Source organism: Pseudomonas sp. F-14 TE3623 (genome assembly GCF_053629015.1).
This window is the reverse complement of record NZ_JBRJHM010000001.1, coordinates 2,894,470-2,917,325: the sequence shown is the minus strand read 5'-3', so window position 1 is coordinate 2,917,325 and position 22,856 is coordinate 2,894,470. Positions and strand designations below refer to the sequence as shown.

General features: G+C 58.9%; 17 protein-coding genes. 6 read left to right on the top strand and 11 right to left on the bottom strand.

What is annotated here, in order from left to right; translation table 11 throughout:
* The first annotated feature begins 97 nt into the window (after nucleotides 1-97).
* On the top strand, nucleotides 98-1,396 hold the full coding sequence (gene tcuC, locus AB7M29_RS13370) for an MFS transporter (protein WP_217858278.1): 1,299 nt from the start codon (nucleotides 98-100) through the stop codon (nucleotides 1,394-1,396).
* Nucleotides 1,397-1,582: 186 nt separating this feature from the next.
* Here tcuC and AB7M29_RS13365 read toward each other — a convergent pair whose 3' ends face one another.
* Nucleotides 1,583-3,046, bottom strand: a complete 1,464-nt coding sequence (locus tag AB7M29_RS13365; protein WP_052965467.1) for a glyceraldehyde-3-phosphate dehydrogenase — start codon at nucleotides 3,044-3,046, stop codon at nucleotides 1,583-1,585.
* Nucleotides 3,047-3,400: 354 nt separating this feature from the next.
* Between AB7M29_RS13365 and mfd the strand changes: the two genes are divergently transcribed.
* The 3 genes from mfd to AB7M29_RS13350 are packed head-to-tail and all read left to right on the top strand — an operon-like array spanning nucleotide 3,401 to nucleotide 10,139.
* Nucleotides 3,401-6,850, top strand: coding sequence for a transcription-repair coupling factor (gene mfd, locus AB7M29_RS13360; protein WP_217858277.1), 3,450 nt, complete (start codon nucleotides 3,401-3,403; stop codon nucleotides 6,848-6,850).
* Nucleotides 6,851-6,859: 9 nt separating this feature from the next.
* Nucleotides 6,860-7,438: a CsiV family protein gene (locus AB7M29_RS13355; RefSeq protein WP_123720881.1), complete on the top strand. Its 579-nt coding sequence runs from the start codon at nucleotides 6,860-6,862 to the stop codon at nucleotides 7,436-7,438.
* 10 nt (nucleotides 7,439-7,448) lie between these two features.
* A complete protein-coding gene (locus AB7M29_RS13350) occupies nucleotides 7,449-10,139 on the top strand; it encodes a DEAD/DEAH box helicase (RefSeq protein ID WP_217858276.1) in 2,691 nt (896 codons plus the stop codon).
* Nucleotides 10,140-10,277: 138 nt separating this feature from the next.
* Here the strand turns inward: AB7M29_RS13350 and AB7M29_RS13345 are convergent, their stop codons facing one another.
* The 3 genes from AB7M29_RS13345 to AB7M29_RS13335 all read right to left on the bottom strand — a co-directional run bounded on the left by AB7M29_RS13345 (nucleotide 10,278) and on the right by AB7M29_RS13335 (nucleotide 12,904).
* Entirely contained in the window at nucleotides 10,278-11,015 is a 738-nt protein-coding gene (locus tag AB7M29_RS13345; protein ID WP_217858275.1) for an S-methyl-5'-thioinosine phosphorylase, read from the bottom strand.
* Nucleotides 11,016-11,027: 12 nt separating this feature from the next.
* Nucleotides 11,028-12,026 (bottom strand): beta-N-acetylhexosaminidase, encoded by a 999-nt coding sequence (nagZ, locus tag AB7M29_RS13340; RefSeq protein WP_177319494.1) that lies wholly within the window; start codon nucleotides 12,024-12,026, stop codon nucleotides 11,028-11,030.
* Nucleotides 12,027-12,196: 170 nt separating this feature from the next.
* On the bottom strand, nucleotides 12,197-12,904 hold the full coding sequence (locus AB7M29_RS13335; protein WP_217858274.1) for a TetR/AcrR family transcriptional regulator: 708 nt from the start codon (nucleotides 12,902-12,904) through the stop codon (nucleotides 12,197-12,199).
* A gap of 229 nt (nucleotides 12,905-13,133) precedes the next feature.
* Here AB7M29_RS13335 and lexA point away from each other — a divergent pair, with 229 nt between their 5' ends.
* Both lexA and sulA read left to right on the top strand, forming a co-directional pair.
* Entirely contained in the window at nucleotides 13,134-13,742 is a 609-nt protein-coding gene (gene lexA / locus AB7M29_RS13330; protein WP_007907770.1) for a transcriptional repressor LexA, read from the top strand.
* A 10-nt stretch (nucleotides 13,743-13,752) separates the two neighbouring features.
* Nucleotides 13,753-14,226, top strand: coding sequence for an SOS-induced cell division inhibitor SulA (sulA, locus tag AB7M29_RS13325; RefSeq protein WP_454247006.1), 474 nt, complete (start codon nucleotides 13,753-13,755; stop codon nucleotides 14,224-14,226).
* Nucleotides 14,227-14,319: 93 nt separating this feature from the next.
* Here sulA and AB7M29_RS13320 read toward each other — a convergent pair whose 3' ends face one another.
* The 7 genes from AB7M29_RS13320 to AB7M29_RS13290 all read right to left on the bottom strand — a co-directional run bounded on the left by AB7M29_RS13320 (nucleotide 14,320) and on the right by AB7M29_RS13290 (nucleotide 22,753).
* Nucleotides 14,320-14,553, bottom strand: coding sequence for a hypothetical protein (locus tag AB7M29_RS13320; RefSeq protein WP_007907774.1), 234 nt, complete (start codon nucleotides 14,551-14,553; stop codon nucleotides 14,320-14,322).
* 141 nt (nucleotides 14,554-14,694) lie between these two features.
* Nucleotides 14,695-15,219, bottom strand: a complete 525-nt coding sequence (locus AB7M29_RS13315) for a DUF6586 family protein (protein ID WP_454247005.1) — start codon at nucleotides 15,217-15,219, stop codon at nucleotides 14,695-14,697.
* A gap of 138 nt (nucleotides 15,220-15,357) precedes the next feature.
* Entirely contained in the window at nucleotides 15,358-17,985 is a 2,628-nt protein-coding gene (topA, locus tag AB7M29_RS13310) for a type I DNA topoisomerase (protein ID WP_217858272.1), read from the bottom strand.
* A 114-nt stretch (nucleotides 17,986-18,099) separates the two neighbouring features.
* Nucleotides 18,100-18,336 (bottom strand): DUF1653 domain-containing protein, encoded by a 237-nt coding sequence (locus tag AB7M29_RS13305; RefSeq protein WP_008007078.1) that lies wholly within the window; start codon nucleotides 18,334-18,336, stop codon nucleotides 18,100-18,102.
* Between the two features lie 98 nt (nucleotides 18,337-18,434).
* Nucleotides 18,435-19,610, bottom strand: coding sequence for an acetyl-CoA C-acyltransferase FadA (fadA, locus tag AB7M29_RS13300; protein WP_008007076.1), 1,176 nt, complete (start codon nucleotides 19,608-19,610; stop codon nucleotides 18,435-18,437).
* Between the two features lie 30 nt (nucleotides 19,611-19,640).
* A complete protein-coding gene (fadB, locus tag AB7M29_RS13295) occupies nucleotides 19,641-21,788 on the bottom strand; it encodes a fatty acid oxidation complex subunit alpha FadB (RefSeq protein ID WP_123720875.1) in 2,148 nt (715 codons plus the stop codon).
* Between the two features lie 527 nt (nucleotides 21,789-22,315).
* Nucleotides 22,316-22,753, bottom strand: a complete 438-nt coding sequence (locus AB7M29_RS13290) for a hypothetical protein (RefSeq protein ID WP_454247004.1) — start codon at nucleotides 22,751-22,753, stop codon at nucleotides 22,316-22,318.
* Nucleotides 22,754-22,856: the final 103 nt, after the last annotated feature.

Sequence of the window (22,856 nt, the reverse complement as noted above, 5' to 3'; positions counted from 1 at the left end):
GGGGCTTGCCCCCGTCCGATTGCGAAGCAATCGTAAACCCGATCACCCCACAGGCGCAGCGTTTTCAAACAAGATTTACCAGCGTGAGTACCTACAAATGTCTTCCAATACGAGCAACGGCAAAGCAATTTTTCGCGTCGTCAGCGGAAACTTCCTGGAGATGTTCGACTTCATGGTTTACGGCTTTTACGCCACGGCCATTGCTAAAACCTTCTTCCCTGCCGACAGCGCTTTCGCTTCCCTGATGCTGTCTTTGGCCACTTTCGGGGCCGGCTTCCTGATGCGTCCGTTGGGGGCGATTTTCCTCGGGGCTTACATCGACCGTCACGGCCGCCGCAAAGGCCTGATCATCACACTGGCAATGATGGCCGCCGGCACACTATTGATTGCCTGCGTGCCGGGTTACGCGACGCTGGGCGTCGCGGCGCCGCTGATCGTATTGCTCGGTCGCCTGTTGCAAGGCTTCTCGGCGGGCGTGGAACTGGGCGGCGTGTCGGTGTACCTCGCCGAGATCTCCACACCAGGCCGCAAAGGCTTCTTCGTCAGTTGGCAGTCTGCCAGTCAGCAAGCTGCGGTGGTATTCGCCGGCCTGCTCGGCGTGGGCTTGAACCATTGGCTCAGCCCGGAAGAAATGGGTGAATGGGGCTGGCGCGTGCCGTTCCTGATCGGCTGCATGATCGTGCCGGTGATCTTCGTGATCCGCCGCTCGCTGGAAGAAACCCCGGAATTCCAGGCGCGCAAGCACCGCCCTACCCTGCAAGACATTGTCCGCTCGATTGGTCAGAACTTCGGCATCGTCCTCGCCGGCATGGCGCTGGTGGTGATGACCACTGTGTCGTTCTACCTGATCACCGCCTACACCCCGACCTTCGGCAAGGCCGAACTGCATCTGTCGGATCTGGATACGTTGCTGGTGACCGTGTGCATCGGCCTGTCGAACTTCTTCTGGCTGCCGGTGATGGGTTCTGTGTCTGACAGAATCGGGCGCAAACCCCTGCTGTTGGCGGCGACGATTCTGGCGATCCTCACGGCTTATCCAGCGCTGTCATGGCTGGTCGCGAACCCGAGCTTCAGCCATCTGCTGATCGTCGAGTTGTGGCTGTCGTTCCTGTATGGCTCGTACAACGGCGCCATGGTGGTGGCCCTGACCGAGATCATGCCGGTGGAAGTTCGCACGACCGGTTTCTCCCTTGCCTACAGCCTCGCGACCGCGACCTTTGGTGGTTTCACACCGGCGGCTTGTACGTATCTGATCCATGTGCTGGACAACAAGGCGGCGCCGGGGATCTGGCTCAGTGGCGCGGCGGTGCTGGGATTGATTGCGACGCTGGTGCTGTTCCGGGGCAATCGTCACGAGTTGCGGACTGCGCAAGCGGCAGTAGTCGGCGGCGCCTGATCCATCGCCTTCGCGAGCAAGCCCGCTCCCACATTTGACCGCGTCCGCCGGGACAACTCGATCAAATGTGGGAGCGGGCTTGCTCGCGAAGAGACCAACACCGACAACACACCTGCAACTGACCAAACCGCACAACAAAAACGCCCCGACCTAGGTCGGGGCGTTTTCATTTACAACCAAAAGCGCTTAGCGCGGGAACGCTGGCGGGTTTACACCGGCCATGTCTTCCATCACGCGAACTACCTGGCAGCTGTAACCGAACTCGTTGTCGTACCAGACGTACAGAACAACGCGGTTGTCCTGAACGATGGTCGCTTCAGCGTCCACAACGCCTGCGTGGCGCGAGCCAACGAAGTCGGTGGAAACCACTTCCTGCGAATTGACGTAGTCGATTTGCTTGTGCAGATCGGAGTGCAGCGCCATGTAGCGCAGATACTCGTTCATCTCTTCACGGGTGGCGGCTTTCTCAAGGTTGAGGTTGAGAATGGCCATCGACACGTTCGGCGTCGGAACACGGATCGCGTTACCGGTCAGCTTGCCGGCCAGCTCAGGCAGCGCCTTGGCAGCAGCGGTGGCAGCACCAGTCTCGGTGATGACCATGTTCAGCGCGGCGCTACGACCACGGCGATCACCCTTGTGGAAGTTGTCGATCAGGTTCTGGTCGTTGGTGTACGAGTGAACAGTTTCGACGTGACCGTTGATGATGCCGAACTTGTCATTCACAGCTTTCAGCACCGGCACGATGGCGTTGGTGGTGCAGGAAGCGGCGGACACGATCTTGTCCTCAGCTGTGATTTCACCGTGGTTGATGCCGTGAACGATGTTCTTCAGCTTGCCTTTGCCAGGCGCGGTCAGAACAACGCGGTCGATACCCGGGCATGCCAGATGCTGGCCCAGGCCGTCGGCGTCACGCCATACACCGGTGTTGTCCACCAGCAGCGCGTTTTTGATGCCGTACTGGGTGTAGTCCACTTCAGTCGGGTTCTTCGCGTAGATAACCTGGATCAGGTTGCCGTTGGCGGTGATGGTGTTGTTGGCTTCATCAATGGTGATGGTGCCATTGAACGAACCGTGCACCGAGTCGCGACGCAGCAGGCTGGCACGTTTGACCAGATCGTTCTCGGCGCCCTTGCGGACAACGATGGCGCGCAGACGCAGGCCGTCGCCACCACCGGTTTTTTCGATCAGGATGCGCGCCAGCAGACGACCGATACGACCGAAGCCATACAGGACAACGTCGGTGCCGGTACGGCCGGAACCATTCTGCTTGCCGACCACATCGGCCAGTTCGTCACGGACGAACGCTTCGGCGGTACGGCCATTACCTTCGGCTTTGAATTTGACAGCCAGCTTGCCCAGATCTACCGAAGCAGCGCCGAGCTTGAGCTCGCTCATTGCCTTGAGCAGCGGGAATGTTTCGTGGACGGACAATTCGCTGTCATCGGACTGGCGATGGCGAGCAAAGCGATGAGCTTTGAGAATCGCGATGACAGACTGGTTGATCAGACTGCGGCCATAGATCGAGCTCACCACGTTGTTATTGCGGTAGAGCTGACCGATAAGCGGAATCATCGCTTCTGCGAGTGCTTCACGGTCGATCCATTCACCAAGACACTGGTCGGGCTTCTGAGTCACGGTAACCTTCCACATGTAGGGGCAGAAAAAAGGGGCTACATTATGCCGCCGAGTGCCTTCCGTAGCAATGCGCGCCTGTCGCACAGGCGGTAACAAAATCCTGTTCAAAAAAATTACGCCCCGCTCCAGCCCAGTAAAACCGGGGCTTTCAGCATAGTCAATTTTTCGACGATAGCCATGCCGTGTCCGTAACCCTCCGTAACACTGAGCGGTTTTGGCACTACATTTTCAGTATCAAACCGCCAGTTTTTGTCATTACCACTACATTTCACCCAACCTGTGCATATAGACACAGTCTGCAACTGACAGCCGGCACCTGAGGCCGTTACAATTGTCGACTTTGTCGCAACGCTTGGAGCTCAACCTTCCGTGCCCGTTCTGCGTCTACCGCTTCTCCCTGCCGCGGCAGGTAAACAGCACTGGGGCAACCTGCCCGGTGCCGCCCTGAGCCTGGCCATCGCCGAGGCCGCCAGCGCTGCCAAGCGCTTTACCCTGCTACTGACCGCCGACAGCCAGAGTGCCGAACGGCTGGAACAGGAGCTGAGTTTCTTCGCCCCGGATTTGCCTGTTCTGCATTTCCCCGACTGGGAAACCCTGCCCTACGACCTGTTCTCGCCACACCAGGACATCATATCTCAGCGCATCTCCAGCCTGTATCGGTTGCCGGAGCTGGAGCATGGCGTGCTGGTCGTGCCGATCACCACGGCCCTGCACCGCCTGGCGCCGACCAAATTCCTGCTGGGCAGCAGCCTGGTGCTGGATGTCGGCCAGAAGCTTGATGTCGAGCAAATGCGCAGCCGGCTTGAGGCCAGCGGCTATCGTTACGTCGATACAGTCTATGAGCACGGCGAATTCACCGTACGCGGCTCGTTGATCGATCTGTTCCCGATGGGCAGCAAGCTGCCCTTCCGCATCGACCTGTTCGACGACGAAATCGAAACCCTGCGTACCTTCGATCCGGAAAACCAGCGTTCCATCGACAAGGTGGACACCGTTCGCCTGCTGCCGGCGCGGGAATTCCCGCTGCAAAAGGACGCCGTCACTCGCTTCAAGGCACGCTTTCGCGAGCGCTTCGACGTCGATTTCCGTCGCTGCCCGATCTTTCAGGATTTGAGCAGCGGGATTACACCGGCGGGTATCGAGTACTACTTGCCACTGTTCTTCGACGAAACCTCCACGCTGTTCGACTACCTGCCCCAGGACACGCAAGTGTTCTCTTTGCCGGGTATCGAACAGGCGGCAGAGAATTTCTGGAACGATGTGCGCAATCGTTACGAAGAGCGTCGCGTCGATCCATCCCGTCCTTTATTACCACCGGCCGAGCTGTTCTTGCCTGTGGAGGACTGCTTTGCCCGCCTGAAGAGCTGGCCCCGTGTGGTTGCCAGTCAACAGGATGTGGAAACCGGTGTCGGTCGCGAGCGCTTCCCGGCTCAGCCGCTGCCGAACCTGGCCATCGAAGCCAAGGCCACTCAGCCGTTGGCGGCGCTGGCCGGTTTCCTCGACGAGTTCCCTGGCCGCGTGCTGTTTACCGCCGAGTCCGCGGGCCGTCGTGAAGTGCTGCTGGAATTGCTGGAGCGCCTCAAGCTGCGACCGAAAACCGTCGAAAGCTGGCCAGACTTTGTTGCGAGCAAGGAGCGCTTGGCAATCACCATCGCGCCGCTCGACGAAGGTCTCTTGCTGGACGATCCTGCGCTGGCCCTGGTCGCTGAAAGCCCGTTATTCGGTCAGCGCGTAATGCAGCGCCGTCGTCGCGAGAAACGCGCTGACGCCAACAACGATGCAGTGATCAAAAACCTCACCGAGCTGCGCGAAAACGCGCCGGTGGTGCACATCGATCATGGTGTCGGCCGCTATCTGGGGCTGACGATTCTGGAAATCGACAATCAAGCCGCCGAGTTCCTGACCCTTGAGTATGCCGAGAACGCCAAGCTGTACGTTCCGGTAGCCAACCTGCACTTGATCGCTCGTTACACCGGCAGCGACGATGCCTTGGCGCCGCTGCACCGCCTCGGCTCCGAGACCTGGCAGAAAGCCAAGCGCAAAGCCGCCGAACAGGTGCGCGACGTGGCCGCCGAGTTGCTTGACATCTATGCCCGCCGCGCCGCTCGCGAGGGTTATGCCTTCGCCGACCCGAAAGCCGATTACGCGACCTTCAGCGCCGGTTTCCCGTTCGAAGAAACCCCGGACCAGCAGACCACCATCGAAGCGGTGCGCGCCGACATGCTCGCGCCGAAACCGATGGACCGCCTGGTCTGCGGCGACGTCGGTTTCGGCAAGACCGAAGTGGCGATGCGCGCGGCGTTCATTGCGGTGCATGGCGGTCGTCAGGTGGCGATTCTGGTGCCGACCACCCTGCTCGCCCAGCAACACTACAACAGCTTCCGCGACCGCTTCGCCGACTGGCCGGTGAGCGTGGAAGTGATGAGCCGCTTCAAGTCGACCAAAGAAGTGAACGCTGCGGTCGCGGACCTGGCCGAAGGCAAGATCGACATCGTCATCGGCACGCACAAGCTGCTGCAAGACGACGTCAAAATCAAAAACCTCGGGCTGGTGATCATCGACGAAGAGCACCGTTTCGGTGTCCGTCAGAAAGAACAGCTCAAAGCACTGCGCAGTGAAGTCGACATCCTGACGCTGACCGCTACGCCGATTCCGCGCACACTGAACATGGCGGTATCGGGCATGCGCGACCTGTCGATCATCGCCACGCCACCGGCCCGTCGCCTGTCGGTGCGCACGTTCGTCATGGAGCAGAACAAGAGCACGGTCAAAGAAGCCCTGCTCCGTGAACTGCTGCGTGGCGGTCAAGTCTACTACCTGCACAATGATGTGAAGAGCATCGAGAAATGCGCCGCCGACCTCGCCGAACTGGTGCCGGAAGCACGGATCGGCATCGGCCACGGGCAGATGCGTGAACGCGATCTCGAACAAGTGATGAGCGACTTCTACCACAAGCGCTTCAACGTGCTGATCGCCTCGACCATCATCGAGACCGGTATCGACGTGCCGAGCGCCAACACCATCATCATCGAGCGTGCCGACAAGTTCGGCCTGGCGCAGTTGCACCAATTGCGTGGCCGCGTCGGTCGCAGCCACCACCAGGCGTATGCTTACCTGCTGACACCGCCGCGCCAGCAAATCACTCCCGACGCGGAAAAGCGCCTCGAAGCGATCGCCAATACCCAGGACCTCGGCGCGGGCTTCGTACTCGCCACCAACGACCTGGAAATCCGTGGTGCCGGCGAACTGCTGGGCGACGGTCAGAGCGGGCAGATCCAGGCCGTCGGTTTCACGCTGTACATGGAAATGCTCGAGCGCGCGGTGAAGTCGATCCGTAAGGGCGAACAGCCAAACCTCGACCAGCCGCTGGGTGGCGGTCCCGAAGTCAATCTGCGTGTACCGGCGTTGATTCCCGAGGACTATCTGCCAGATGTGCATGCTCGATTGATTCTCTACAAACGCATTGCCTCGGCCACTGATGAGGAAGGCCTCAAGGACCTGCAAGTGGAGATGATCGACCGTTTCGGTTTGCTACCGGAGCCGACCAAGAACCTGGTGCGGATCACGGCGCTGAAATTGCAGGCCGAACAACTGGGCATCAAGAAAGTCGACGGTGGCCCGCAAGGGGGTCGTATCGAGTTCGCGGCGCAGACACCGGTCGACCCGCTGACACTGATCAAACTGATCCAGAGCCAGCCCAAACGCTACAAATTCGAAGGCGCCACGATGTTCAAATTCCAGGTGCCGATGGAAAGCCCGCAAGAGCGTTTTAATACTGTAGAGGCGCTGTTCGAGCGCCTCATTCCGACCACTGCTTAAGGACGCCGCATGCGCCTGTTTCGCTCACTGACCTTGTTGACGATGTTAATCACGACGCTGCTCGCCCCCACGGCGTTTGCGGACGATCTGTATCAGGTTGAAATGATTCTAGTGCGGCAAAACACTGTGCCCGCGATCGTCAGCCGCGCCGCGCCGGAAGACTGGGATGCCGGCGCTCAACGCGTCAGCCCCGACAGTTTTCGCACGCCGAGCCTTAATCCCGAAGTGGAAAAGCTCACCGCCAGCAATGAATACACAGTGTTGATGCACAAGGCCTGGCAACAAAAGCTCGGCGAAGAAGCCAGCAAAGTCGCGATCAGCGAAGGCACCGAGCAGTTCGGCCAGTTCCCGATCGAGGGCACGCTGAGCCTGAAACTGGGGCGCTTCACCGACGTCGATGCAGACTTCTGGGTCAATAAGATTGATGCCAACGGCTTGGTCACCGCCAGCGAACGCCTGAAGCAGGAAAGCCACACCAAGAACGGTCAACTGAACTTCCTCGACAACGGCCACCTGGGCCTGCTGATAAAGATCACCTCGCTGACCGCCCCTGCGCCTCGGCCAGTCCCCGATGTAATTCCGGACTGATTGATTCTTTATGCCCCCGACCCTGAGCAAACCCCTGGCAACATCCTGGGTCAGCCGATTCAAGGAACAGAGCCTGGAGCGTGGCCGCCGCTACGCCCTGGAGAACCGCGTCAGGATCGTCGAAGTCGGCGATGCCACCATCACCGCCAGTTGCGAAGGCTCTGGCGGTAACGTTTACCGTCAGACCATTCGCCTGCGTGAGTCGGCCAAAGGCACCTTGCTGATGATCGACGCCACGTGTACCTGTCCGGTTCATAGCAACTGCAAACATTGCGCGGCGGTGTTGCTGCAAGTGCAGGAAACCCTCGCTTACCCGGCGGCTGCCAAAGACGCTGAACTGCTGGAAAAACTTCAGGCCGTACTGGAGAACCGTAGCCCGAAAGCGCCGCCGCAAGTGTTGGTGGACAATGTGCAACCGGTGCCGCGCCTGTGGCTGGCGAGCATCGAGTTCAGCGCCTTTGAACCGCGCAACGGTAAAATGCAGCGGTACATCCAGCATCGCGCGGCGCTGTCCTTCAGCTATCTGGATGAATACGTCAGTGGACAGAAAAACACTGACATCCTGATTCGCCAAGAGACGCAGACGCTGCGGATAAAGCGTCACCCGGAAGTCGAACAGGCCTACAGGGAACAGCTGCGAATCCTCGGTTTCAAGATCGCCACCCGACAAAGCAAGGCTTTGCCGGAAAGTGCCGGCGAACTCTACGAGATGGTCAACGACAGCGCCTGGCTGACCTTCACCCTCAACGAACTGCCGAAGCTGCGCACCCAGGGGTGGGAGTTGCAGATCGACGAGGACTTCGGCTTCGACCTGACCGCCGTTGATGACTGGTACGCCACTGTCGAGCAAGCACCCGAGCGCGACTGGTTCGACCTGGAATTGGGGATCATCGTCAACGGCGAACGGCTGAGCCTGCTGCCGATCCTGTTGAACCTGATGCGCTCTCACACCGAGATCCTCAACCCGGAACGGCTCGCCCGACGTCGCGACGACGAACTGATTCTGGTGAATATCCCGCAGCGCCGCAGCACCGATCAAGGCCCGTTGCAGGTCGCCCTGCCCTTCGGCCGTTTGAAACCGGTGCTGGCCACCCTCGGCGAGTTTTATCTGCAAGAGCCCGGCGAAACCACGCTGCGCCTGAGCAAGGCCGACGCCACGCGATTGAATCCGCTGGAAGGCCTGCCGTTGCTCTGGGAAGGTGGCGAGCAGATCCGCACCTTTGCCCAGCGCCTGCGCGACATCAAAGACCACACCGCGGTGGCACCCGAAGGGCTGAATGCCACCTTGCGCCCGTATCAGCTGGAGGGCCTGAGCTGGATGCAGTCGTTGCGGCAACTGGAAGTCGGCGGGATTCTCGCGGATGACATGGGCCTGGGCAAAACCCTACAGACCCTGGCGCATATTCTCAGCGAGAAGAATGCCGGGCGCCTCGATCGGCCGTGCATGGTGGTCATGCCCACCAGCCTGATCCCCAACTGGCTCGACGAAGCCGCGCATTTCACGCCGCAGCTAAAAGTGCTGGCTCTGTACGGTGCCAGTCGCAAAAAGCACTTTGAGACTCTGGCCGATTACGACCTGATTCTGACCACCTATGCGCTGCTGCCCAAGGACGTCGAACGCCTGGCCGCGCAACCGTTTCATGTACTGGTGCTGGATGAAGCGCAGTACATCAAGAACCCCACCAGCAAGGCCGCCCACGCAGCCCGTGAGCTGAATGCTCGCCAGCGCCTGTGTCTGAGCGGCACGCCGCTGGAAAACCATCTGGGCGAGTTGTGGTCGCTGTTCCACTTCCTGCTGCCCGGCTGGCTCGGTGACGTAAAAAGCTTCAACCGTGATTACCGCGTACCGATTGAAAAGCGCGCCAGCGAAGTAAGACTTCAACACCTCAACGGTCGGATCAAACCGTTCCTGCTGCGCAGAACCAAGGAACAGGTAGCCACCGAACTGCCGCCGAAAACCGAGATCATCCATTGGGTCGAACTCAACGAAGCCCAGCGCGACGTATACGAAACCATGCGCTTGGCCATGGACAAGAAAGTCCGCGACGAAATCACCCGCAAGGGCGTGGCGCGCAGCCAGATCATCATTCTTGAGGCCCTGCTGAAGCTGCGTCAGGTGTGCTGTGATTTGCGCTTGGTCAACGATGCCGCCCTACCCGCGCGGGGCAGCACTTCCGGCAAGCTCGATAGCCTGATGGAAATGCTGGAAGAGTTGTTTGAGGAAGGTCGGCGAATTCTGCTGTTTTCGCAGTTCACCTCAATGCTGTCGTTGATCGAAGACGAGCTGAAAAAACGTGGCGTGGCGTATGCGATCCTGACCGGACAAACCCGCGACCGACGCACGCCAGTGAAGGAGTTCCAGAGCGGCAAGCGTCAGATCTTTCTGATCAGCCTGAAGGCTGGTGGCGTAGGACTGAACCTGACCGAAGCGGATACGGTGATTCACTATGACCCTTGGTGGAACCCGGCGACGGAAAACCAGGCGACTGATCGCGCGTATCGCATTGGTCAGGAGAAGCCGGTGTTCGTCTACAAGATGATTGCCAGGGGCACGGTGGAAGAGAAGATTCAGCATCTGCAGAAGGAAAAATCCGATCTTGCCGCAGGCGTGCTGGATGGGCGCAAGACCGGGGACTGGAAATTGCAGAGCGATGATATCGAGGCGTTGTTTGCGCCGTTGCCGGAAAAAATTGATAGGTAGCGGCGATTATTGAATCGCCATCGCGAGCAGGCTCGCTCCCACATTTGGATCTGTGTTTGCCCACCATAATGGAGACAACACAAAATTAATCTGGGAGCGAGCCTGCTCGCGATGGGGTCGACTCGGTATAACGACTGATTAACCCTTAAGCACCCGCGCCAACGTCGACTTCACCTTGCCCATCCCGTCACGCAATGCCTGTTCGATCTCGGCCATGGTAATCACCGCTGCCGACTTGCCCGCCGCCGGGTTCACCACCAGCGCCAGACAGGCGTAGTCCAGTTCCAGCTCACGCGCCAATGCCGCTTCAGGCATGCCGGTCATGCCGACGATGTCACAACCATCACGTTCCAGCCGCGCAATTTCAGCGACGGTTTCCAGACGTGGGCCCTGGGTGCAGGCGTACACGCCATGGCTGCTGTAGCCAACGCCTTCAGCCGCCAACGCCGCGATCAATTGCTGACGCAGGGGTTCGCTGTAGGGATAGCTGAAGTCGATGTGTGTGACCTGTTCCAGGTCATCGGCGAAATAGGTGTGTTCGCGGCCGCTGGTGTAGTCGATCAATTGATGCGGCACGCAGAAATGCCCGGTGCCCATCGCAGTGTGAATCCCGCCCACGGCGTTGACCGCAAGAATCGCTTCGGCACCGGCCTGCTTCAAGGCCCACAGGTTGGCGCGGTAGTTCACCTGATGCGGCGGGAAACGGTGTGGGTGCCCATGACGCGCGAGAAACAGCACTTCCTTGCCTGCATACTCACCGATTTGCACTTCGGCCGAAGGCGTGCCGTAAGGCGTGTCCACCGCCAATGACTGACGAATGTTCAGACCTTCGAGTTGTGTCAGGCCGGTGCCACCGATAATCGCGTAAACCGTCATCACGAAGAGTCCTTAATCGATCAATTGAGCTTCTCTGAGCGCGCCGATGGCCGCCAGCCAGCGTGGATCTTGACGGTATTCGGTGCTGGCGTACGCCTGCCCGCGCATCCGCGCAATACGCGCCGAAGGTTTGACCTTCAACCGCTGGGCGGCGCTCAAAGCCAGCTCGGCAGCGGCGCGATCGTTGCACACCAGGCCCATGTCGCAACCGGCAGTCAATGCCGCTTCGATACGACTGGCGGCATCGCCAACCACGTGGGCACCGGCCATCGACAGGTCGTCGCTGAAGATCACGCCATCGAACTGCAGCTCACCGCGCAGGATGTCCTGCAACCAGCGACGGGAGAAACCTGCAGGCTGGGAATCGACCTGTGGATAAATCACGTGAGCCGGCATGACAGCGGCCAGTTGCTTGCTCAATCGCGCAAACGGCACCAGGTCGTTGGCGCGGATTTCATCGAGGCTGCGCTCGTCGTTGGGAATCGCGACGTGGGAATCGGCCTCGGCCCAGCCATGACCCGGGAAATGCTTGCCGGTGGCAGCCATTCCGGCACTGTTCATGCCGCGGATGAATGCACCGGCGAGCAAGGCGGCGCGCTCAGGATCGCCTTCGAACGAACGGGTGCCGACCACTGCGCTGCGCTGGTAATCCAGGTCCAGCACGGGGGCGAAGCTCAGGTCGAGACCGACCGCGAGCACTTCGGTCGCCATGATCCAGCCACACTGCTCGGCCAGGTCTTCGGCATTCGGGTTATCGGCGATGGCACGCATGGCTGGCAGCCGCACGAAGCCCTGACGCAACCGCTGAACCCGACCGCCCTCTTGATCCACCGCCAGCAGCAGATCGGGACGAATGGCGCGGATCGAAGCGCTCAATTCGCGCACTTGACGCGGATGTTCGATGTTGCGGGCAAAAATGATCAGGCCGCCCACTTCGGGCTGGCGCAACAATTGGCGATCTTCGGCCGTCAGCCAGGTACCGGCGACGTCCACCATCAACGAGCCTTGCAGGCCAGCAGTCATAGAGATTCCTTGATTACGATAAACCCGGCTCGCGCGAATTCGCCGCCATGGGCTGGGCCCGGCAGGTCGGCGATATCAATGAGGAGCGGGTTCAGAACGAGAGTCGGCATGGGCGGCTAGCTTAGCGGATGTCAGCTGCCGCGCCCACCCGTGTGCGGTTAAACCTTGGCGGCGACCGGGGCCGATTTGCTGCGCGGACGCAACTGCGCGGTGGCCATGGCAGTGTCGGTGACGCCGCTTTCGGCCCGCATGCCCGCGGCCAGGAACGGCACCATCAGACGCATTACTTGCTCGATGGAGGTGTTGACGCCGAAATCGGTCTCGGCAATCGCACGCAAGGCCTTGATCCCCGACATGCTGAACGCCGCGGCACCCAGCATGAAGTGCACACGCCAGAACAGTTCGATCGGGGGAATGCGCGGAGCGGCCTCGTTGACCAGCATCATGTAGCGGCGGAACACCTTGCCGTACATATCTTCCAGATAACGACGCAAGTGCCCCTGGCTCTGACTGAACGCCAGCCCCAGCAAACGCATGAAAATGGACAGGTCATTGCCGCTGCGTGGCTGCACGACCAGAGCTTGCTCGACGAGGATCTCCAGCAGCTCTTCAAGGGTAGGCTTGTTCTCGGGCTTGGCCTGACGGCGCTCCAGCTCTTTATCGAGACTGAGGCAGAATGGCCCGAGAAAACGCGAGAAGACCGCCTGAATCAGCGCCTTCTTCGACCCGAAGTGATAATTCACCGCCGCCAGATTGACACCGGCCTTGCTGGTGATCAGACGCAATGAGGTTTCAGCAAAACCTTTTTCCGCGAACAACTGCTCGGCAGCATCGAGAATGCGTTCAACGGTTTCCGACTGGGCCATGGCTACTCCGCCTGACAAACACTTGTTTGAAACATACGTTTCAGCCCTGGCCTTGTCAAGTCTGGCGGTTCGTTTTGGGAATGGTCGGTCAGGTATTTAACCATACAACAGTGCCGCTTCCATCAGCGAGCAAAATGACCGTCCAGCGGTCGACAAAAAAAGGGGCATTGCCAAGACCCGTTCACTGTATATAATCACAGTCACTGTATAAAAAGACAGAGCGATCAATATGCTAAAGCTGACGCCACGCCAAGCAGAGATTCTGGCCTTCATCAAACGTTGCCTCGAAGACAACGGCTACCCGCCGACCCGCGCGGAAATCGCTCAGGAACTGGGTTTCAAGTCGCCCAACGCGGCGGAAGAACACCTCAAGGCGCTGGCCCGCAAGGGGGCGATCGAGATGACTCCGGGCGCTTCCCGCGGCATCCGCATTCCTGGCTTCGAAGCCAAGGCCGACGAGTCCAGCTTGCCGATCATTGGCCGGGTGGCCGCCGGTGCGCCGATCCTCGCTCAGCAGCACATCGAAGAATCCTGCAACATCAACCCTTCCTTCTTCCATCCTCGCGCCGACTATCTGCTGCGGGTCCATGGCATGAGCATGAAGGATGTCGGCATTTTCGACGGCGACCTGCTGGCCGTCCACACCACCCGTGAAGCCCGCAACGGCCAGATCGTGGTGGCGCGGATCGGCGACGAAGTGACCGTCAAGCGCTTCAAGCGCGACGGCAGCAAGGTTTGGTTGATTGCCGAAAACCCTGAATTCGCCCCTATCGAAGTCAACCTGAAAGATCAGGAACTGGTTATCGAAGGCTTGAGTGTCGGCGTGATTCGCCGCTAAAGGAGGCTTTATGCAGTTCCCACATACCTCACAGCAAGCCCAACTGCCGTTGTTTGAGGCGTTCATGGCACAGCCATTGGCGCCGATCCTGAAAGATGTGGTCGAATCGCCCTGGAGCGCCGAGCCTGAAGTCTTCAGCGAGCTATCACTGCGCGGCGCTGCCGGGAGCTGCCTGAACCTTCTGGCACCGATTCTCAGGGAACTGAGTCAGGATCAGGATGCACGCTGGCTGACACTGATCGCCCCGCCCGCCAGCCTGACACAAGCCTGGTTACGCGACGCCGGTCTGAATCGTGAGCGCATTCTGCTCCTGCAACCGCGCGGCACGCAGAGCGCTCAGCAGTTGACCTGCGAAGCCTTGCGACTTGGCCGCAGCCATACGGTCGTCAGCTGGCTTAACCCGCTGAGCACAACGTCGCGGCAACAGCTGATCAGCGCCGCCCGTATCGGGGATGCGCAAAGTCTGAATATTCGACTGGGTTAACTGACAAACACTGTGCGCGCTGAACAGCGCGGGGCTTCTCCAGGGATAGAGAAGCCAATCTGTAGAGGTATCCGAAGAATCCGACGGGCGGGATCAATGAAGAACCCGCGGCCCCTCTTCCTTATCAAATTCGCCTTCAACCAGGCGTCCTGCCATCTGAACACCGACGCTCAACATCGCCTTGGCGACTTCCACATGCTGGCCTTGCAGGAAAACCTTGGCATCCTCGGAGAAATCCAAAGTAACCAGAGAACCCTCGTCCTCGGCCCTGCGCAGCTCGATTCGGCCGTCTGGTAACTCGACAATTTCTAGAAAGGACGTTGGCATAAAGGTCTGTTCTCCACGAAAGGCGGGGATTATATAGGCATCAGCCAAGCTTCGCTCGGGATCTTGACCAAATGCCATCATGAAGAGAAATTTCTGACATCACTCTTCCTTGAGCGGACCCATCCCTAAACACTCAATCTTTCAGCACTCGTTCAACCCTTCGCGAAACCGAATCGCCAGGCTTTTAAGGTTCTGACGCCAGCTCTCCAGCTCTTCCCGACTCAGCTCTTCCGGCGCCTCTTCTTCATCCAGATTAACGGCCAGAATAAGCGGTTGCGTCACATCGCCCTTGGGCTTGTGCGGAGCGCGAGGCGGCTGAAACAGTGCTGTATGTGCCGACAGCAGCTTGGCTAGCCAGGTTTCAGGGTTTTGCGCCAGTTCAACCATCTCGGCCATTTCCGGAATAGCGATGGTTTCGAGCACTTCGCGGGTAAGCAGCATCTCTGCCCGCGGTGCATTGGCCTGAGGCAAACGATAGAAACCAGCGATTTCATGGCACAGCCCCAACAGCGCACCGTACAGGTGAAACAACGCCGATTCGCGTCCGGCCTGAATCAGCGCCAGGGAGTTCATCGCCCGCCCCTCTTCGGCTTTGGCCAGCGCTTCCAGCGACAGGCCGGCGAAATAAATCTTCTGGTTGGTACGGGTATAGAGTTCGTGGGCCATGACGGCAGCCTCCACAACGAAATAATTGCTTCACGCAGGTCAGACAGTGTCGTGGATCACCTGAGCTTCCCGCAAGCCCAAAACAAAAGGCCGCATGAAAACCCGAGAGTTGTCATGCGGCCTTTTGTGTACAGCCTTTTAAGCCTTGGCTGATGGACGCTTGTCTTCAACCGTCCACTTGCCGCCGTCGTAATACGCTTTCCAGCCAGTCGGCTTACCGTCGACCTCTGTCTGCACGTACTGCTCTTTGGTCTTGCGGCTGTAACGGATCACTGCTGGGAGACCGTCCGGATCTTTCTTCGGCGCTTCGCAGAGGAAGTGATACTTCGGGTCGATCTCATCCTTGTGCGGCACGATCTCCATGACCAACGGAGCACGAGTCTCGCGATTTTTCGGGAACTGGCTGGCCGCCAGGAACAAGCCGGAAGCACCGTCGCGCAGGATGTAGGTGTCGTTGACCTTTTCGCATTTGAGCTCAGGCATCTTCACCGGATCCATCTTCGGCGGCGCCGCGTCACCGCTTTTCAGCAGCTTGCGGGTGTTCTTGCAGGTGACGTTGGTGCAACCGAAGAACTTGCCGAAACGGCCGGTCTTGAGCTGCATCTCGCTGCCGCACTTGTCGCATTCCAGGCTCGGGCCTTCATAACCCTTGATGCGGTAGGTGCCCTCTTCGATTTCGTAACCAGAGCAATCCGGGTTGTTACCGCAGATGTGCAGCTTGCGCTTCTCGTCGAGCAGGTAAGCGTCCATCGCCGTGCTGCAGATCGGGCAGCGATGCTTGCCACGCAGGACCAGCGACTCGGACTCACCTTCGTCGTCCGCGGCGATTTCATCGCCCGGCACCAGGTTGACGGTGGCTTTGCAGCGCTCTTTCGGCGGCAGGCTATAGCCCGAGCAACCGAGGAACACGCCCGTCGAGGCCGTACGAATCTGCATTGGACGACCGCACAACACGCACGGAATGTCAGTCATTACCGGCTGGTTGGCGCGCATGCCGCCTTCGGCGCTTTCAGCCACTTCGAGTTTCTTCTTGAAGTCGCCGTAGAACTCGTCGAGCACGTTTTTCCAGTCGCGTTCGCCCTGAGCGACGTCATCGAGGTTCTCTTCCATGCCGGCGGTGAAGCCGTAGTCCATGAGATTGGAGAAGCTCTCGGCCAGACGCTCGGTGACGATGTCGCCCATCTTTTCCGAGTAGAAACGACGGTTGTGCAGCGCCACGTAGCCGCGGTCCTGGATGGTCGAAATGATCGCCGCGTAGGTCGAAGGACGACCGATGCCGCGTTTTTCCATTTCTTTAACCAGGCTGGCTTCCGAGTAACGCGCCGGCGGCTTGGTAAAGTGCTGGGTCGGATCAAGCTTGATCAGCTTCATCGCGTCGCCCTGGGCCATGTCCGGCAGCACGTCGTCATCGCCAGGCTTGGCAATTTGCGGCATGACGCGGGTGTAACCGTCGAACTTCAGGATGCGGCCCTTGGCACGCAGCTCGAAGTCGCCGGCACCGACGGTGACTGTGGTCGACAGGTATTGCGCCGGCAGCATCTGGCAGGCCAGGAACTGGCGCCAGATCAGCTCGTAAAGCCGCTCGGCATCACGCTCCATGCCCGACAGCTTGCTTGGCTCGGTATTAGCGTCGGACGGACGAATCGCTTCGTGAGCCTCTTGTGCGCCTTCCTTGCTGCTGTAGACGTTCGGGTTTTCCGGCAGGTACTTCTTGCCGAACTCACCTTCAATATAGGTACGCGCCATCGCCACGGCATCGACCGAGAGGTTGGTGGAGTCAGTACGCATATACGTGATGTAGCCGGCTTCGTACAAACGCTGGGCCATCATCATGGTTTTCTTCACACCGAAGCCCAGGCGGTTACTCGCGGCCTGTTGCAGGGTGGAGGTGATGAACGGTGCCGACGGCTTGCTGCTGGTCGGTTTGTCTTCGCGCTTGACGATGCTGTAGCTGGAAGCCTTGAGCTTTTCCAGCGCGGCCATGGCCTGGGCTTCGTTCAGCGGCTTGAAGGCTTCGCCTTTCTCGCGGGCTACGTCGAAACGCACGGTCGCGCCCTTGGCGGTGCCGAGGTCGGCATGAACTTCCCAGTACTCTTCCGGGTTGAACGCGCGAATTTCACGCTCACGCTCGACCACCAGCTTCACGGCAACCGATTGCACGCGACCGGCGGACAGGCCACGGGCGACCTTGGCCCACAGCAGCGGCGAAACCATGTAACCCACCACGCGGTCGAGGAAGCGACGCGCCTGCTGGGCGTTTACTCGATCGATGTCCAGCTCGCCCGGTTTGGAGAAGGCTTCCTGGATCGCTTTCTTGGTGATTTCGTTGAACACCACGCGCTTGTAGCGGCTGTCGTCACCACCGATGGCTTCGCGCAGGTGCCAGGCAATGGCTTCCCCCTCGCGATCCAAGTCGGTTGCGAGATAGATGGTGTCAGCATCTTTGGCGAGCCGGCGCAGCTCTTCGATGACTTTTTCCTTGCCCGGGAGGATCTCGTACTTGGCTTTCCAGCCATGATCGGGATCGACACCCATGCGCGAGACCAGCTGCTTGCGCGCTTTCTCTTTCGGCGTGAGCACCGGACCTTCACCTGCGGCGGCCTTGCCGCGCTTGGCGGCAGGCTCTTTACTGGCGCTAGCCGAACCGCTGGTGGGCAGGTCTCGGATATGGCCGATACTCGACTTCACCACGTATTGGTTACCCAGATACTTGTTGATGGTCTTGGCCTTAGCCGGGGATTCCACAATGACCAGCGATTTGCCCATGGATCAGAAAATTCCTGAATTCTAGAAGTGAAAGGCGGTTGGCGCCTGACGCGGCACCGCTATATATAGTGGCTACAAGGTGAGGTCAAGCGCAGGGTTCTGCGCGCACTCCCCTTATGACTGCGGAAAAACGCTCGGTTCGGCTTGCACCAAAGCAAAGCGTGGCACCTGTTCACCGTCAACCTCGACCGACTCCAGGAACATGCTCAAGGGGCGCACCCAAAAGCCGTAATCGCCATACAGGGCTTGGTAAAAGACTACTTCCTCTTCGGTTTCCGAATGCCGCGCAACAGCGAATACGCGGTACTGCGGACCTTTGTAATGTTCGTAGAGCCCAGGTTGTATCGGCATGCTTTGGCCCTCACTGAAATTTTTTCAAAATAAAAACAAAATAAATCCGGAAAAACAAAAACCGGGGCACTTGGCCCCGGCTTCCATCAACGAAACGCTTAAACGCGTTCGAAGACGGTGGAGATGCCTTGGCCGAGACCAATGCACATGGTAGCCACCCCGAAGGTGCCGCCATTCTGCTTCATCACGTTCAGCAAAGTGCCGGAGATACGGGCACCGGAACAACCGAACGGGTGACCCAGGGCGATCGCGCCGCCGTGCAGGTTAACCTTCTCGTTCATCTTGTCGAGCACTTTCAAATCTTTCAGCACTGGCAGCGCCTGTGCGGCGAAAGCTTCGTTGAGCTCGAAGAAGTCAATATCGTTGATGCCAAGGCCCGCGCGCTTCAATGCTTTTTGTGTTGCCGGTACTGGACCATAGCCCATGATCGCCGGATCCACACCTGCCACTGCCATCGAACGAATCACCGCCATCGGCTGGATGCCCAGATCCTGGGCACGCTGCGCCGACATCACGATCATGCACGAAGCACCGTCGGTGATCTGCGACGAAGTACCGGCTGTCACGGTGCCGCCCTTCGGGTTAAACGCTGGCTTCAGGGCCGCCAGGCTTTCCAGGGTGGTTTCCGGACGAATGGTTTCGTCGTAGTCGAACAGTTTCAGGAAACCGTTCTCGTCGTAGCCCTGCATCGGGATGATTTCGTCTTTGAACTTGCCTTCCAGAGTCGCCTTGTGGGCGAGCTGGTGGGAGCGCACGCCAAAAGCGTCCTGTTGTTCGCGAGTAATGCCGTGCATTTTGCCGAGCATTTCCGCGGTCAGGCCCATCATGCCCGAGGCTTTCGCCGCGTACAGGGACATGTGCGGGTTCGGATCGACACCGTGCATCATGCTCACGTGACCCATATGCTCGACGCCGCCAACCACGAACACGTCACCGTTACCGGTCATGATCGCTTGCGCAGCGGTGTGCAGAGCACTCATCGACGAGCCACACAGACGACTGACGGTCTGGCCGGCCGCGGTGTGCGGGATCTGCGTCATCAGGGATGCCATGCGGGCGATGTTCCAGCCCTGCTCCAGGGTCTGGTTCACACAGCCCCAGATCACGTCTTCAACTTCGCTCGGGTCGACCTTGACGTTGCGTTCCAGCAATTTGCTGATCAGGTGCGCCGACATGTCTTCGGCGCGGGTGTTGCGGTGCATGCCGCCCTTGGAGCGGCCCATCGGCGTACGACCGAAGTCGACAATCACGACGTCTCTAGGATTCAAGCTCATATACTTTCACTCTCGCTCTAGTGTGGGCGCTTAACCGAAGAAGCTCTGACCGTTTTTGGCCATTTCACGCAGCTTCGCGGTCGGGTGGTACAGCGCGCCCAAATCAGCGTACTGGTCAGCCAGGGCAACGAACTCTGCAACACCGATCGAGTCGATGTAGCGCAGCGCACCGCCACGGAATGGAGGGAAACCAATACCGTAGACCAGACCCATGTCGGCTTCGGCGGCGGTTTCGACGATGCCGTCTTCCAGGCAACGCACGGTTTCCAGGCACAACGGGATCATCATCCAGTTGATGATGTCTTCGTCAGTGACTTCGCGCTGTTCGAACACGATTGGCTTGAGCACTTCCAGTACCGAAGGATCGGCGACTTTCTTCTGCTTGCCGCGCTTGTCGGTCTCGTAGGCGTAGAAGCCTTTGCCATTCTTCTGGCCCAGGCGCTTGGCTTCGTAGAGCACGTCGACGGCTGAACGGCGATCGTCCTTCATGCGATCCGGGAAGCCTTCAGCCATTACATCGCGACCGTGGTGACCGGTGTCGATGCCGACCACATCCATCAGGTATGCGGGGCCCATTGGCCAGCCAAACTTTTCCATGACCTTGTCGATGCGGACGAAGTCCACGCCGGCGCTGACCAGTTTGGCGAAACCGCCGAAGTACGGGAATAGCACCCGGTTGACCAGGAAGCCCGGGCAGTCGTTGACGACGATCGGGTTCTTGCCCATTTTCTTGGCGTAGGCAACGGTGGTGGCAACGGCCACTTCGCTGGACTTCTCGCCACGGATCACTTCAACCAGCGGCATCATGTGCACCGGGTTGAAAAAGTGCATGCCGACGAAGTTTTCCGGACGCTTGAGGGCTTTGGCCAGCAAGGTGATGGAAATGGTCGAAGTGTTGGACGCGAGGATGGTGTCCTCTTTGACCTTGTCTTCAACTTCGGCCAGAACGGCTTGCTTGACCTTCGGGTTCTCGACAACGGCTTCGACGACCAGGTCGACGTGACCGAAATCGCCGTAGGACAGGGTCGGACGAATGCCGTTGAGCACTTCGGCCATTTTCGCCGGGGTCATGCGACCTTTATCAACGCGGCCCACCAGCAGCTTGGCGGCTTCGGCCAGACCTTGCTCGATGCCGTGCTCGTTGATGTCTTTCATCAGGATCGGCGTACCTTTGGAGGCCGACTGATAAGCAATACCACCACCCATGATGCCAGCGCCCAATACGGCGGCCTGCTTCACGTCTTTGGCGATTTCGTCGTAGGCCTTGGCCTTTTTCTTCAGTTCCTGATCGTTCAGGAACAGACCGATCAAGCTCTGCGCGGCAGAGGTCTTGGCCAGTTTGACGAAACCGGTGGCTTCGACTTCCAGCGCCTTGTCGCGACCGAAGTTCGCAGCTTTCTGGATAGTCTTGATTGCTTCAACCGGTGCCGGGTAGTTCGGGCCCGCTTGACCGGCCACGAAACCTTTGGCGGTTTCGAACGACATCATTTGTTCGATGGCGTTGAGCTTGAGCTTTTCGAGCTTCGGCTGACGCTTGGCCTTGTAGTCAAACTCACCGGAGATGGCGCCCTTGACCAGGTTCAGAGCCGCTTCCTGCAATTTCTCTGGTGCGACCACGGCGTCGACGGCACCGACTTTCAGCGCGTCTTCAGCGCGGTTTTCCTTACCGGCGGCAATCCACTCGATGGCGTTGTCGGCACCGATGATGCGCGGCAGACGCACAGTACCGCCGAAGCCCGGGTAGATGCCCAGCTTGACTTCCGGCAGACCGATTTTGGCGGTATTGGCCATGACGCGGAAATCTGCCGCCAGGCACATTTCCAGACCGCCACCCAGTGCGATGCCATTGATCGCGGCGACAGTCGGGACGTTGAGGTCTTCGAAATCGCTGAAAATCTTGTTGGCTTCGAGGTTACCAGCAACAAGCTCTGCATCCGGCAGCTTGAAGTTGTCGACGAATTCGGTGATGTCGGCGCCGACGATGAACACGTCCTTGCCACTGCTGACGATCACACCCTTGATCGAAGCATCTGCCTTGATGGTGTCTACAGCCTGACGCAGTTCGTTCAGGGTAAGACGGTTGAACTTGTTGACGGACTCACCCTTGAGGTCGAATTTCAATTCGACGATGCCACTTTCAAGAGCCTTAACCGTGATGGCTTTACCTTCGTAAATCATCAACTGATCTCCACGATATGGAAGCTGAACAGTACACGTCGGACGCAGGCGACTGGCTCGGCAAGGACGTTTATCGTCGATGCTACGCCAATTCACCCGGCACACCCGCCAACGCGATAGTCGGGATTCTGTAGGAGCATTCTGTAATACAAACGCTCAATTCATACGCCCGTTTGATTTGGGTATGTCACCTTCACGGAATTTCCGGCAATTGTCAATCGCCCAAAATGCTGGTTGAAACGCGACTTTCCGGTCACTTCCGTACCACGAAGCCCTGCAACACGCTCATGCATGTGAGGCCATTCATAGAATCAATAGTTAGAAAAGTCGCCCTAATTAGCGGCAGCCTGTGTTTAACAAGCTACGCTGGCGGGACCCTGAAGAAAAAATTTGAACGCTTTGACGAATGCCCAGCGTAAGATCAGCGCACAAAGAATTACCGGCCTGCCTGGCCAACCTCAGCCCGATGATGATGTCGGGCTTTTTAATGCCTTCTGTAGCAGGCTCCACCTGCTACAGATCGGGTTTCAGGCGAGTGCTTTGAGTGTGGCATCGATCTGTTGCAGAACCTCGGGCTCGCCCTTCTCGCCCCAATACAGGGCAATCATTTGCTTGTCTGCCTCGACCTTGTAGACGTTGGCAGGCAATTTTTCGAAATGATTCAGCAGCATTCCATCCTCACAGACCTCCTGCCACTGATTGACCCACACGCCCGGCGCCTTCTGCCAGTAACTCCAGCACGCCGGTCGCGTGCCACGGCGCGGCCGATGGTACTGGGCGCAAGGGCTAGGCGGCTCCTGGCTCAGCCAATGTGGCCATTCCTGGGGCGCCAGCTGCATGGCAAGGCCAATGCGCCGCGCCTCCATGCGCAGGGCTATGCGCCCGCTCTGGGCACGAGAGGGTCGCAACCAGGCCAGCGGGCTCAAGACCACCAGCAGGATTGACGCCACTATCCAGACCGTCATATGTGTACTCCCGATTCTTGATGAGCCCATTGAGTCACTTTGAAACCAATGCGCTTGAAACCAGCCATACTTACCAATATTGCAATCCTCAGGAGGAGCACCT